General features: G+C 59.9%; 12 protein-coding genes. 4 read left to right on the top strand and 8 right to left on the bottom strand.

The genetic code is table 11. The features are described 5' to 3' along the window. The first annotated feature begins 18 nt into the window (after positions 1-18). The 4 genes from RRU01S_RS00875 to RRU01S_RS00890 are packed head-to-tail and all read left to right on the top strand — an operon-like array spanning position 19 to position 4,221. Positions 19-402, top strand: coding sequence for a hypothetical protein (locus tag RRU01S_RS00875; protein ID WP_045228357.1), 384 nt, complete (start codon positions 19-21; stop codon positions 400-402). A 9-nt stretch (positions 403-411) separates the two neighbouring features. Then, entirely contained in the window at positions 412-726 is a 315-nt protein-coding gene (locus RRU01S_RS00880; protein ID WP_045228358.1) for a sarcosine oxidase subunit delta, read from the top strand. Further along, positions 723-3,680, top strand: coding sequence for a sarcosine oxidase subunit alpha (locus RRU01S_RS00885; RefSeq protein ID WP_045228359.1), 2,958 nt, complete (start codon positions 723-725; stop codon positions 3,678-3,680). The genes RRU01S_RS00880 and RRU01S_RS00885 overlap by 4 nt, the downstream gene beginning before the upstream one ends. Then, entirely contained in the window at positions 3,673-4,221 is a 549-nt protein-coding gene (locus RRU01S_RS00890) for a sarcosine oxidase subunit gamma (RefSeq protein ID WP_045228360.1), read from the top strand. Before RRU01S_RS00885 ends, RRU01S_RS00890 begins: the two co-directional genes overlap by 8 nt. Before the next feature lie 21 nt (positions 4,222-4,242). On the opposite strand, the gene RRU01S_RS00895 is transcribed toward RRU01S_RS00890, so the two are convergent. The 8 genes from RRU01S_RS00895 to glgC all read right to left on the bottom strand — a co-directional run bounded on the left by RRU01S_RS00895 (position 4,243) and on the right by glgC (position 13,560). After that, the gene (locus RRU01S_RS00895) at positions 4,243-4,626 is read right to left on the bottom strand and encodes a type II toxin-antitoxin system VapC family toxin (RefSeq protein WP_045228361.1); all 384 of its coding nucleotides are present in this window, start codon (positions 4,624-4,626) and stop codon (positions 4,243-4,245) included. Then, positions 4,623-4,823 (bottom strand): type II toxin-antitoxin system VapB family antitoxin, encoded by a 201-nt coding sequence (locus tag RRU01S_RS00900; RefSeq protein ID WP_045228362.1) that lies wholly within the window; start codon positions 4,821-4,823, stop codon positions 4,623-4,625. Before RRU01S_RS00900 ends, RRU01S_RS00895 begins: the two co-directional genes overlap by 4 nt. Positions 4,824-4,924: 101 nt before the next feature. After that, positions 4,925-6,295, bottom strand: coding sequence for an APC family permease (locus RRU01S_RS00905; protein WP_045228363.1), 1,371 nt, complete (start codon positions 6,293-6,295; stop codon positions 4,925-4,927). Positions 6,296-6,452: 157 nt separating this feature from the next. Then, a complete protein-coding gene (locus tag RRU01S_RS00910; protein ID WP_045228364.1) occupies positions 6,453-6,938 on the bottom strand; it encodes a MaoC family dehydratase in 486 nt (161 codons plus the stop codon). A gap of 96 nt (positions 6,939-7,034) precedes the next feature. After that, a complete protein-coding gene (gene glgX / locus RRU01S_RS00915; RefSeq protein WP_045228365.1) occupies positions 7,035-8,984 on the bottom strand; it encodes a glycogen debranching protein GlgX in 1,950 nt (649 codons plus the stop codon). Between the two features lie 236 nt (positions 8,985-9,220). Then, on the bottom strand, positions 9,221-10,852 hold the full coding sequence (locus RRU01S_RS00920; protein ID WP_045228366.1) for an alpha-D-glucose phosphate-specific phosphoglucomutase: 1,632 nt from the start codon (positions 10,850-10,852) through the stop codon (positions 9,221-9,223). Then, the gene (gene glgA, locus RRU01S_RS00925; RefSeq protein WP_045228367.1) at positions 10,853-12,292 is read right to left on the bottom strand and encodes a glycogen synthase GlgA; all 1,440 of its coding nucleotides are present in this window, start codon (positions 12,290-12,292) and stop codon (positions 10,853-10,855) included. Positions 12,293-12,297: 5 nt separating this feature from the next. Further along, positions 12,298-13,560, bottom strand: coding sequence for a glucose-1-phosphate adenylyltransferase (glgC, locus tag RRU01S_RS00930; RefSeq protein ID WP_045228368.1), 1,263 nt, complete (start codon positions 13,558-13,560; stop codon positions 12,298-12,300). Between the last annotated feature and the right edge of the window lie 27 nt (positions 13,561-13,587).

Here is a 13,587-nt window from a genome sequence, read left to right on the forward strand (position 1 = left end):
GCGGCTGCGGCAATTCTTGTGGCTGCATTTGTAGCCTCGCCATCGCAGGCCAACAAGCTTGTGCTGGAAGAGAAGGATTTCCGCATGCAGACGATCCGCAAGGCACAGGGCGAGACGAACTGGCCGTTTGAGGCAAGCGAAGGAAGGCTGCTTTGCGCGCCCATCATAGGTGACAGGGCTGTCTATTTCGTCGGAACGAAGGAGGATGGCGTGCAGGAGGAGCCTGTCGCACTCACCGTCAACCCCATGTTGATGTCGATCGTCAATATGGGCAAAGCCAAGATTTTCCGCGACTTCACGACGATCGATGAACTGATGAGCAGGCTTTACCCGTATATCACCATGGGAAAGCGCCTGTGTGACCAACCCGCCGGAACCGTCGTTCCGGAAAGCTCTCTTTGAGGCGAAAACATGCTGCTGATCCGTTGTCCCTATTGTGAAGAAGAGCGTTCCGAGCTGGAATTCCGCTGGGCGGGAGAGGCGCATATTGCGCGGCCCGAAAACATCTCGGCCATTTCAGACGAGGAATTCTCCGAATATTTCTTCATGCGCGACAATGACAAGGGCATGGTGTTCGAGCGGTGGCGGCACATTCATGGCTGCGGGCGGTTCTTCAACGCCGCGCGCCATTCCGTCAGCGACAAGATCCACCTGACCTACAAGGCAGGCGAGCCGAAGCCGGACGACGCCACCGTTGCGGCCGGACATGAAGGAGCAGCCCGATGAGCGGCGCCTATCGCATCAAAGGCGCTGGCCGCCTGACGCCTGCGCGCACCGCGCGCTTTACCTTCGATGGCAAGATTCACACGGCGCTTCAGGGCGATACGGTTGCGTCCGCACTTCTGGCCGATGGCGTGCATCTGATTGGCCGCTCGTTCAAATATCACCGTCCGCGCGGATTTCTCTCCGCCGGGCCGGAAGAGCCGAATGCGCTTATCGATGTATCGCGTGATGCGTCTCGTCGTCAGCCGAATGTGCGGGCCACGGTGCAGGAAGTGTTCGATGGGGTGATCGTCTCTTCGCAGAACCGCTTTCCGTCGCTCTCGTTTGATATCGGTGCGGTGAATGATTTCCTCTCACCGATGTTCGTGGCGGGGTTTTATTACAAGACCTTCATGTGGCCGAAGGCTGCTTGGGACAAGCTCTACGAGCCGATCATTCGTCGTGCAGCGGGCTTGGGCAATGCGCCGAAGGAAGGCGACACGGATCACTATGCCAGCCGCTATGCCCATTGCGATGTGCTGGTGGCCGGTGGTGGTGTTGCGGGTCTGACGGCGGCGCTGGCTGCGGCAAAGACGGGCGCGAAGGTCATTCTGGCGGATGAGAACCCGGAGGCTGGTGGCGCGCTGCGTTTCGATACCGGCACAACCATCGACGGTATCAATGGCTACCACTGGGCGCAGAAGACCTTCGCCGAGCTGAAGGCCATGCCGAATGTTGAGGTGCTGACGCGCACCACCGTGTTCGGCTACTACAATCACAATTTCATCGGCCTTGCCGAGCGCGTGACCGACCATCTGGCGACACCGGGGCATGCGCCGCGCGAGCGGCTGTGGCAGGTGCGGGCGAAGAAGGTGGTGCTGGCGACAGGTGCTATCGAGCGGCACATGGTGTTTGCCAATAATGACCGCCCCGGTATCATGCTGGCCTCTGCGGCGCGCACCTATCTCAACCATTACGGCGTGACGGTGGGCCACAATGTGGGTGTCTATACCGCGCATGATTCCGCTTACGAAACAGCCTTCGACCTGAAGCGGTCGGGGGTAGCGATTGCCGCCATCGTGGATTGCCGCGCCAACCCGGATGTAAAGCTTCTGGATGAGGCGCGGGCGCTGGGCATCGAGGTGCTGGCGGGCCATAGTGTTTACAACACGTCGGGCCGTCTGCGGGTGTCCTCCATGACGGTGGGTCGCAATGGCGGGTCTTCCAAGCGCAAGATCAAGGTGGATGCGCTCATCGTTTCCGCAGGCTGGACGCCGTCGGTGCATCTGTTCTCGCAATCGCGCGGCAAGCTGAAGTATGACACCGAAAATCAGCGTTTTCTGCCCGATGTGCATGTGCAGGATTGTGTTTCCATCGGCGCCTGCAACGGTACCGATGATCTTGGTGATTTGATTGCCGAGGCGGCGGCCGCTGGCGGTGGTACTGCAGAGTTTTCCGGTGCCAATGCGCATCCGTGGACTGGTGGTATGATCGGGGCTGCGGACGGGGCGGGCGAAGGCGACAACGTCAAGGCCTTCATCGATTTCCAGCACGATGTCTGTGCCAAGGATATCCGCCTTGCGGTGCGCGAGGGCATGCATTCCATCGAGCATATCAAACGATTCACGACCAATGGCATGGCGTCGGATCAGGGCAAGATGTCCAACATGCATGGTCTGGCCATAGCGTCCGAGGCCCTGGGCCGCCCGCTGCCTACGGTGGGACTGACGACGTTCCGTGCGCCCTATACGCCTGTCACTTTCGGCACGCTGGTGGGCCATTCACGCGGCAAGCTGTTCGATCCTGCCCGCAAGACGCCGATGCATGCGCTGGAAGAGGCCGCCGGTGCAGCCTTTGAAGATGTGGGCAACTGGAAGCGTGCATGGTTCTATCCGCGCGCCGGTGAAGACATGCACCAGGCCGTGAACCGCGAATGCAAGACGGTGCGTGAAACCGTGGGCGTGTTCGATGCCTCGACGCTCGGCAAGATCGAGGTTGTCGGGCCTGACGCGGCAAAATTCCTCAACCTGCTCTATACCAATGCCTGGGATACGCTGAAGCCCGGTCGCTGCCGCTATGGCATCATGACCCGCGAAGACGGCTTCGTTTACGATGACGGTGTTGTCGGGCGTCTGGCGGAAGACCGGTTCCATGTGACGACAACGACCGGTGGTGCGCCACGCGTGCTGCACCATATGGAAGACTATCTCCAGACGGAATTCCCTGACCTCAATGTATGGTTGACATCCGCCACCGAACAATGGGCGGTTATTGCCGTGCAGGGGCCTAAGGCGCGTGAGGTGATTGCGCCGCTGGTGGAGGGCATCGATCTTTCGCCCGACGCCTTCCCGCATATGGCCATTGCCGAGGGCAAGATTTGCGGCGTGCCGACGCGGTTGTTCCGTGTGTCCTTTACCGGCGAACTCGGTTTCGAAATCAACGTTCCCGCGGATTTTGGCCCTGCCGTTTGGAAAGAGATTGCTGAGCGCGCCGAGGCTGTGGGCGGTTGCCTCTATGGCACCGAGACCATGCATATTCTGCGCGCCGAAAAGGGCTACATCATCGTCGGGCAGGATACCGATGGCACTGTCACGCCTGACGATGCCGGGCTTGGTTGGGCGGTTTCCAAGAAGAAAACGGATTTCGTCGGTATTCGTGGTTTGCAACGCCCCGACCTCAAGCGTGAGGGCCGCAAGCAACTCGTCGGTCTGTTGCCGAAGAACCCCCATGATGTGCCGGAGGAGGGTGGGCAGATCGTTGTCGATCCGAACCAGCCAAAGCCGATGACCATGCTGGGCCACGTCACATCATCTTACTGGTCCGAAAACCTTGGCCGCTCCATCGCCTTCGGTCTGGTGGCTGGTGGCCGTGCGCGGATGGGTGAGACGCTCTACATTCCCTTGGCCGACAAGACGATTGCGGTTGAGGTCACGGACATGGTGTTCTTCGACAAGGAAGGAGGCCGCATCAATGGCTGATCTGGCAAAGCGCACATTGGTTCTGGAAGGCGCCCGCGCCGGTTCCGCGACAGTCTCCATCAAGATGGCAGCGCCTGCATACCGGCTGTCGCTGCGCGCAAAGGCGGATGCTGTCAGCGAGCTTTCGCAGGCACTCGACATCAGCCTTCCGCAGTCGCCCAAGACGTCCACCACCTCCGGCCTGCGCGCAGCACTCTGGCTCGGGCCAGACGAATGGCTGGTGATCGACCAAGGCGAAAGCAACCTGATGGATGCCTGCGCAAGCGTTTTAGCTCCCCACTCCGCCACCGACGTTTCCCACCGCAACGTGGCCATGACGGTTTCAGGCGAAGGTGCGGAAGCCACGCTGAACGCTGGCTGCCCGCAAGCTCTTTCGCTCAATGCCTTCCCCGTCGGCGCATGTTCGCGCACGCTGTTTGGCAAGGCAGAAGTGGTGATTTTGCGCGTGGCGGAGGATACGTTCCGGGTGGAGTGCTGGCGCTCTTTTGCGGATTATGTGTTCGGCTTGCTGGAAGAGGGCGCTCGGGATGTGGGAGCTTAGCGCGCATCTTCTTTCTGACGTTTAGTTGGTTGGGTTCGCGGGCGCGTGTAATGCGGCGCCCGCTTTTTGAGCCGCCGCTGCGAGGCGTTTGTCTCTGGTCCACAGGACTGCTCGCTTAGCAAGCAGGGTGGACGCAAGCAGATGTGCGTCGCTGTAGCCGATTCCCATGCTGAAGATTGAATGCCGGTCAATCATGACCATGACTTCGTCATGTGAAGCGACGGATATTTCCCGTTGAGCGGCCAAGAAATCTATCACATCATTGCGATCCCGAAGACTGCCGAGTGCCAGCTCACCAATAATGACAGGGTGGCAGAGAAGGCGGTCGTCTTCGATGATGTTCTGCAACTCGGCATCACCGTGACGGAAGTGATCGATCCAGATCGACGTGTCAACCAAGATCACTTTGCAGAGTCTCCTCGGAGACGGGGTGCTGCTTCTGCATCGGGCATGGAGCTGCCGAGCGCGATGAGCCGCTTTCCTGACTCAACCCTGATAAGCGTTTCCAATGCCTGCCGAACCAGCGCAGCCGTTTCGTTCGTCCCGGTCAGGGACTTCGCCCGCTGCAAAAGGGTGTCATCGAGATTTATCGTGGATCGCATGTCAGGTTCCTGCCAAGGATGCGGCGTGTGGTTGGACCCTAGAAATAGCACCAGATGGTGCGAAAATCCACTCGTCCTTAGAGGCCCATTGCGCCGTAATTTTAAGCCGCCTTCTCCTGCATCCGCATAAATCCAACCGTCGCCAGCCACAACAACACTCCGATAAACAGCAACACGCCAGCGATGGAATATTGCACCGGGTCGCGGCCCGTCCAGGGGCCGACGAGGAAGAAGCAGCTGGTGGCGCCGATGATGGGCAGGATGGTGGGGGTGCGGAAGTGTTTATGGGCGACCTTGTCCTTGCGCAGCACCAGTACCGCGACGTTGACGATGGTGAAGACGCCGAGCAGCAGCAGCGCCGTTGTACCGCCGAGTGCTGGCACGCCGCCTGCAAAGGCGATGAGGCCGATGGCGATGAGCGAGGTGAAGATGATGGCGATGTAGGGTGTCTGGCGGCCCTTGTGGACCTTGCCGAGTGCGGGCGGCAGCACGCCTTCGCGGCTCATGCCGTAGATCAGGCGGCTGGCCATCATCATGTTGATGAGCGCGGAGTTGGCGACCGCAAACATGGTGATAACGCCGAAAATGCCGATAGGGAAATTGGGTGCGCCTGCGGCAACGACTTTCAGCAGGGGCGTTTCGCCCTCTCCAAGATCTGCTGCAGGAACCAGTGTGATGGCGGAGATGGCGACGAGAACATAGATGACGCCGGTGATGGCGAGGCCGCCCAGCAGGACCTTGGGGAAGATGCGCGCTGGCTGCTTGCATTCTTCGGCCATGTTGACCGAATCCTCGAAGCCCACCATTGCGAAGAAGGCAAGCGTCGTGGCCGCGACCACGGACCAGATGACGCCATGTTCGCCCCCAGGCTCGAATGTCCAGACGCGCGATACATCGCCCTGGCCGTTGCCGATGGCCCAGAAGCCGATGCCGATGATGATGAGCAGGCCGGTGAGTTCAACGACCGTCAGCACCACATTCATCTTCACGCTTTCGCCCACGCCCCGGAAATTGATGAGCGCGATGGCTGCAATGAAGGTCATGGCCACACCTGTGACGCCGAAGGCCCCGAAATCAAACCCGGTGACTGTGGTGAAATTCGCGGCAAATGCGCGAGACGCCGTGGAGGCGGATGTGACGCCCGACGCCATGACGGTGAAGGCGACGAGGAAGGTAATGAAATGCACGCCGAAGGCTTTGTGCGTATAAAGCGCTGCACCGGCTGCTTTGGGGTATTTCGTGACCAGTTCCAGATAGGAGCAGGCGGTTAGCAGCGCGACGCCGAAGGCGATGAGGAAGGGTAGCCAGACGACGCCACCGACTTCTGCGGCGACCTGGCCGGTCAGCGCATAGATGCCCGTTCCGAGAATATCACCCACGATGAACAGCAGCAGAAGCCCCGGCCCGATCACGCGTTTGAGTTCGGTTGTCGGCTCTGCCGAACCGTCGGGTTTTGTTACTGATTCTGCCACTGAAATTCCCCCTCAATGCGTGTGGAATTCAACGCGGATTGGGAGAACATGTTCCCGTGGGTTAGAGAAAACATTGCGCGCAATGTTTGCTTGTGATGTTTGTCCGATAAGCGAAGCGCGGTTCAGCGGGAATGATATCGACGTGAGGATACTGGTCCTAATCCTCCTCCGGCCTATCCTCCGGATCGAACTGGCTAATCGTAATCCACCGTGCTGTGAGCGCCGGTTTCTTTTCGTCTTCGATTTCCACTGTCACATCATAGGTGTTCATCAGCATCGCGCCGCCGCGGAAGCGGGCTTCGGCCAGGGTGAAGTGGCCGCGGATGCGGGCGCCGCTTTTGACGGGGGCGACGAAGTGGAGTTTGTCGAAGCCGTAATTGATGCCCATGGTCTGCTCTCGGATTTTCGGCAGGGCGCTGTAGTTCATGGCAGACAGCAGGGACAGCGTCAGAAAGCCGTGGGCGATGGTGCCGCCGAAGGGGCTTTCTGCGGCGCGCTCGGGGTCTGTGTGGATGAACTGGTCGTCCAGCGTGGCCTTGGCGAAGGCGTCGATCATGGCTTGATCGACGGTAATCCAGTCGGATGTTCCGACCTCCGAGCCGACAAGGTCTTTTACCTCAGACAGAGAGATTTCCTTGGGCATGGTTCCTCGCGATGCATGTTTTTTATCACAGGGCAGTGACCGGGAAGCTTACAGCGGTGGGCCTAAAGAACAATCGTCTTTTTGCGATGCAGCAAATCAGCCTTGCCGGTAAAATACCACGGAACGAGCAGGCAGATAGGCCGGATTGCCGAAATTCGTGCCAACAGGTTGCCACTTGCCCGGCAGGGTAAAGGGGACGATGTCACGGGTGCGGTTGAAAAGGATAGCGAGGCGCACGGTCTCGTCGGTTTCTAGGTCGCGCGTTTTCAGCAGCATGGCAAGCGGCGTGCCTCCAGGGTTTTCCCAATCGGCAACCGTCATCGGTTCGCCTGTGGGTGAAAGCCACTGCACATCATCCGTGTGGGCTGAGAAGAAACCGGCCTCGCTGAAGACCTCGAAGCGTTTGCGTAAGGTCGCGAGATAGGCGGTGTGCGCGATCAGCTCCGGCGAGAGCTTTGCCCAGTTCACCCAGGTGATATCGTTGTCCTGGCAATAGGCATTGTTGTTTCCCTTCTGGCTGCGGCCGCCCTCATCACCTGCCGTCAGCATGATGGTGCCGCGGGTGACGAAGAGGGTGGAGAGCAGCGATTTTACGTCATTGAGACGGGCGTTCTTGATGGCCGGATCGTCCGTCAGGCCCTCGAAGCCATTGTTCCAGGAATGGTTTTCATCGTGGCCGTCGCGGTTGTCTTCGCCATTGGCCTCGTTGTGCTTGTGGCTGTGGGCCAAGAGGTCGAAAAGCGTGAAGCCGTCATGGGCGGCAAGGAAGTTGACGCTGCGGGTTTCCGTTCGGTTGTGGCGGGAGAAGATGGGCGAGGAGCCTGCGAGCGCATCGGCCAGCGCGCCTGTTGTGCCCGCATCGCCGCGCCAGTAGCGGCGCAGATCATCACGGGCGCGGTCGTTCCATTCGAGGAAGCTTTCGGGGAAATTGCCGAGTTGGTAGCCGCCGGGACCGATATCCCAGGGTTCGGCAATCAACACCCGGTCATGCAACAGCGGATCGGCATGGATGGCGGCCAGCGTTTCGCTTGCCGTCTCGAAGCCGGTTGCGGTGCGACCGAGGATGGGGGCGAGATCGAAGCGGAAGCCGTCGATGCCCGCATGGGCCACAAAGTGCCGTAGTGTGTCGACGACAAGCTGGCGGACTTGGGGGTGGTCACAGGCGACCGTGTTACCGGTGCCGGTATCGTTGACCAAAGTGCCGGGATCATCGGGCAGATGGCGGTAATAGGTGAGATTATCCAGACCGCGCAGCGATAGCGTCGAGCCGAAGCGGTCGCTTTCGCCGGTGTGGTTGAAGACGAGATCGAGGATGACGCCAATGCCCGCTTCGTGCAGCGCTGCGACCGTATCGCGCAACTCGTCCACACCGCCGGGGCAAAGGCGCGGGTCGAGTGCCATGAAACCGACGGGGTTGTAACCCCAGCCATTGGTGAGACCGAGCGGCGGCAGATGACGCTCATCGATCCAGGCGGTGATCGGCATCAACTCGATGGTATCGACGCCGATGGTTTTAAGGTGCGTGATGATGGCGGGGTGGGCGAGTGCTGCGACGGTGCCTCGGATTGCTTCAGGCACATCCGGGTGCAGCATGGTGAAGGGCTTGACCGCGACTTCATAGATCAGGCCGCCGGGGGTGAACAAAGGCGGTTGGCGCTTGACGGACGGGTGCTGCGAAACGATGGACTTCGGCATGATGTTTGCCGTGTCGGTGCCGAAGGTGAACAGCGCCGGGTCGTGCACGAAGGGTCGGTCGATCTGCGTGGCGTAGGGGTCGAGCAGGAGTTTCGAGGGGTCGAACCACAGGCCGTGATCGGGCGCGTAGATACCATCGGCGCGGAAGCCGTAGCGGGTGCCAATCGGGGCATCCGTGGTGATGCGGTGGATGTCGTTGTCGCCGCGTTGCATCGGCAGCAGGGCGGTTTGCATGTTGCCGGTGGCGTCGAACAGGCAGAGGTCGATCTGTGAGGCGTGGCGGGAGTAGACGGAGAATGCCGTGCCGTTTGCCGTGGGGATGGCGCCTTGGGGGGAAACGGTGGGGGACATGGGGTTTCCGTTCGTTGGGTTGCGTCCGCGTTTAAGGCTTGTGGGTGGGGCTCACCCCCCTCTGTCCTGTCGGACATCTCCCCCTCAACGGGGGAGATCGACTCGTGGCGGCTGCTCGGTAATCTCTGACGTCAAGATTGGGGCAATATTGGTGCGCCCAGCTGATCTCCCCACCTGTGGGGGAGATGCCCGGCAGGCAGAGGGGGGTAAACCCCACCCGCTGCCCTAGCGAACCATCACGTAATAACCGTCGGAGCATCACGCCCCGTATGCTTCTTGATCCCCGCAATCGCGTCCGCTGCCGAAATCAGATCGGCCAAAGCCGCCTGCGTTTCGATGGTGTGGCGCGATGCATCGGCTTCATAGCGTTCGACGTAGAGGCGCAACGTGGCGCCCGCCGTGCCTGTGCCGGACAAGCGGATGACGATGCGGGAGCCGCCTTCGAAGAGGATGCGGATGCCCTGGTTCTTGCTGACGGACTGATCGACCGGGTCGTTATAGGCAAAGTCGTCGGCGGACTTGACCTTCAGCGCGCCATAGCTGGTGCCGGGCAGGGTGGCCAGCTTTTCGCGCAGGATGGAGACCAGCGTATTAGCCGCGTCGCTGTCGACCTCTTCATAGTCGTGGCGTGAATAGTAGTTGCGGCCATATTCGGCCCAGTGCTTGGTGACGATGTCCTTGACGCTTTCCTTGCGGCTAGCCACGATATTCAGCCAGAAGAGTACGGCCCAGAGACCGTCTTTTTCGCGCACATGGTTAGAGCCGGTGCCGAAGCTTTCTTCGCCGCAGACGGTGACTTTGCCCGCGTCCAGAAGATTGCCGAAGAATTTCCAGCCGGTCGGCGTTTCATACATGCCAATACCGAGCTTTTCGGCCACGCGGTCTGCGGCAGCACTCGTGGGCATGGAGCGGGCAATGCCGGAAATGCCTGCGGCGTAACCGGGCGCCAGTGTTGCATTGGCGGCGATGACGGCAAGGCTGTCGGACGGTGTGACGAACATGCCCTTGCCGACGACCATGTTGCGGTCGCCGTCGCCATCGGAAGCAGCACCGAAATCGGGACCGTCGGCGCTCATCACGTCGTCATACATGTCCTTGGCGTGAACGAGGTTCGGGTCGGGGTGGTGGCCGCCGAAATCGGGGAGCGGAATGGAGTTGCGGACCGAACCTGCGGGCGCGCCGAGACGCTTTTCGATGATTTCGACCGCGTAGGGGCCGGTGACGGCGCTCATGCTGTCGACCACGACCTTGAAGCCACCGGCGATCAGGTTGCGGATGGCCGGGAAGTCGAACAGCTCTTCCATCAGCGTGGCATAATCGGCGACGGGGTCGATGACCTCAACCGTCATGCCGTCGACATCCGCCGTTCCGATCGTGTCGAGATCGACATTGGCAGCGTCCGAGATGCGATAGGTCTCGATCGCCTTGGTGCGGGTGAAAATGGCGTCGGTGATTTTTTCAGGGGCAGGGCCGCCGTTGCCGATGTTGTATTTGATGCCGAAATCTTCGTTGGGGCCGCCGGGATTGTGGCTGGCCGAGAGAACGATGCCGCCGAAGGCCTTGTATTTGCGGATGATGTGGGATGCCGCGGGCGTCGACAGAATGCCGCCCTGGCCGACCAGCACCTTGCCGAAACCAGCCGCTGCCGCCATCTTGATGGTCTTCTGGATGACATCGCGGTTGTAATACCGGCCGTCGCCGCCGATCACCAGCGTCTGTCCGGCAAAGCCCTCCAGGCTGTCGAAAATCGACTGAATGAAGTTTTCCGCGTAATTTTCCTGCGCGAAAACCGGTACCTTCTTGCGAAGGCCCGATGTGCCCGGCTTCTGATCCTGAAATGGTTTGGTCTGGACAGTGGTGATCGTCATTTATTGGCCTTTCGAAATAAGTTGGGCGTAAAGCTCGGCGTAAAGGCCTGCGCTTTTTTCCCAGGAAACGTCCGATTTCATGCCCTGCTTCTGCATCTGCGTCCACAATTTTGGTTCGCGATAAAAGCGCACGGTGCGGCGAATGGCGTGCCGCAGACCGTCGGCGGTGATGGAGGAGAACTGCACGCCGGTTGCCACCTTGGCAGCGATGGCTGCGTGGTTGGCGTCGATGACGGTGTCGTTCAGCCCGCCATTGCGGGCAACGACCGGGAGACAGCCGTAGCGCAGCGCGTAAAGCTGGGTCAGGCCGCAGGGCTCGAAACGCGAAGGGATGATGATGGCATCGCAGCCTGCCTGCATGAGGTGCGACAGCGGCTCGTTATAGCCAATGGCAACGCCGACGCGGCCGGGATGGCGCGAAGCTGCGGCCAGAAGCGCGCCTTCCAGCGAGATTTCGCCCGCACCGAGAACCACGAGACGACCGCCCATGGCAACGATGTCGTCCACGACCTCGCTGACGAGATCGATGCCCTTTTGCCATGTCAGGCGCGAAATGACGCAAAACAGCGGCCCGCTATCCTGATCGATGCGGAAATGGCTGGCGACAGCCATCTTGTTCAGCGTGCGTAGCTTGAGATTGGCGACGGAATAATTGTGGTTGATCAGATGGTCGCTGGCCGGGTCCCAGACTTCGGCATCGATGCCGTTGACGATGCCATGCATGACATGGGCACGGCTTCTGATAACGCCTTCCAGCCCCATGCCGAATTCCGGCGTGAGGATTTCTTCTGCGTAGGACGGGCTAACGGTGGTAATCGCCGTTGCCGTCTGCACACCACCCTTCAGGAAGCTGATGTCGTTGTAATATTCGATGCTTTCGGTGTTGAAGGCATGCGCTGGAAGACCAAGCTGGCTAAAAATGTTTGCGCCGAACTGGCCTTGAAAGGCAATGTTGTGGATGGTGAGAATGCTGGGAATTTCAGGTGTTTCGGCATAGCGCATATAGACAGGCGCCATGGCAGCCTGCCAGTCATGGGCATGCATCAGGTCCGGCTTCCAGCCCGGCAGTTTGCCAGCGGCGATTTCGGCCGCCGCCAGTGACAGTGCTGCAAAGCGCTTCCAGTTGTCGGCGAAATCCTTGCCGGTGGAATCAAGATAGGGGCCGGCGGGGCGATCGTAATAGGCGGGCGCGTCGAGGATCAGAAGATCGAGACCTTCATGATGCGCCTCCAGAATATCGGCATGCTCACCGAGCAGGTCCATCTCGGCGATCTGGACCGCGTCGGTCACGGTAGCCTTGACGGCCGGGTAGCCGGGGATGAGCGTGCGGGTGGTGACGCCGAACTTGTTGAGTGTGATGGGAAGCGCGCCAGCAACATCGGCGAGCCCCCCGGTCTTGATGAGTGGATAGACTTCGGACGCAACCGAAAGAACATTCATGAGGTCTACAAATCCAGCTTGTCGATCATCGATTGGGTTATCAGGCAGATCCCGCTTTCCGTGCGGCGGAAGCGTTTGCCATCCAGTTCCGGGTCTTCGCCAACGATCAGTCCTTCCGGAATGACGACGCCATGGTCGATCACCACATTGCTGAGTTGCGCGTGACGACCGATCTTTACACTCGGCAGCACTACGGCATTCTCAAGGCGTGAGTAGGAATTTGCCCTGACACCGGTAAACAGCAGGCTTCGGTTTAGCGACGAACCGGAGATGATGCAGTCACCCGCAACGACAGATGAGGTGGCAGAGCCGCGGCGCTTGTCATCGTCATGCACGAATTTGGCAGGCGGCAGAATTTCCGCATAGGTCCAGATCGGCCAGGACTTGTCGTAGATATCGAGATCGGGAACGATGTCGGTGAGGTCGATATTGGCCTGCCAATATGCATCGATGGTACCGACATCGCGCCAGTAGGGGCCGTTTTCGAAATCGGAGCGGACGCAGGATGCCGCAAAGCGATGCGCAACCGCTTTGCCGTGGCGCACGATGTGGGGAATGATATCCTTGCCGAAATCGCGGCTGGAATTGGGATCGGCAGCATCGCGGCGCAGGCAGTCCATCAGGAATTTTGTATGGAAGACGTAGATGCCCATGGAGGCGAGCGCCATGTCTTCATTGCCGGGAATGCCTGGCGGATCGGCGGGCTTTTCGATGAAATCGATGATTTCATCTTTTTCGTTGACGTGCATGACGCCGAAGCCAACGGCTTCCATGCGCGGCACCTCAAGGCAGCCGATGGTGACATCCGCGCCCGAATCCACATGCTGCTGCAGCATGTATTCGTAGTCCATCTTGTAGATATGGTCGCCCGCCAGAATGACCATATATTCCGGGCCGTAAGGCTCGATGATATCGATGTTCTGATAGACCGCGTCGGCGGTGCCTTCATACCATTGCGTTTCAGACACGCGCTGGGAGGCGGGCAGAATGTCGAAGCTTTCGTTACGTTCCGGGCGGAAGAAGTCCCAACCGCGCTGGAGGTGGCGGATGAGCGAGTGTGCCTTGTATTGCGTGGCAACGCCGATGCGGCGAATGCCGGAGTTGAGCGCATTCGACAGCGCAAAATCGATAATGCGGGCCTTGCCGCCGAAATAGACGGCGGGCTTTGCGCGTCGGTCCGTCAGTTCCTTCAAACGGCTGCCACGGCCGCCCGCAAGAACGTAGGCCATCGCATCACGCGCCAGCGGCTGAACTCTTTTCTCACTCATAGCAATCCTCCCGAAAAATTCCCGTAT

Source organism: Agrobacterium rubi TR3 = NBRC 13261, from assembly GCF_000739935.1.
GTDB lineage: Bacteria > Pseudomonadota > Alphaproteobacteria > Rhizobiales > Rhizobiaceae > Agrobacterium > Agrobacterium rubi.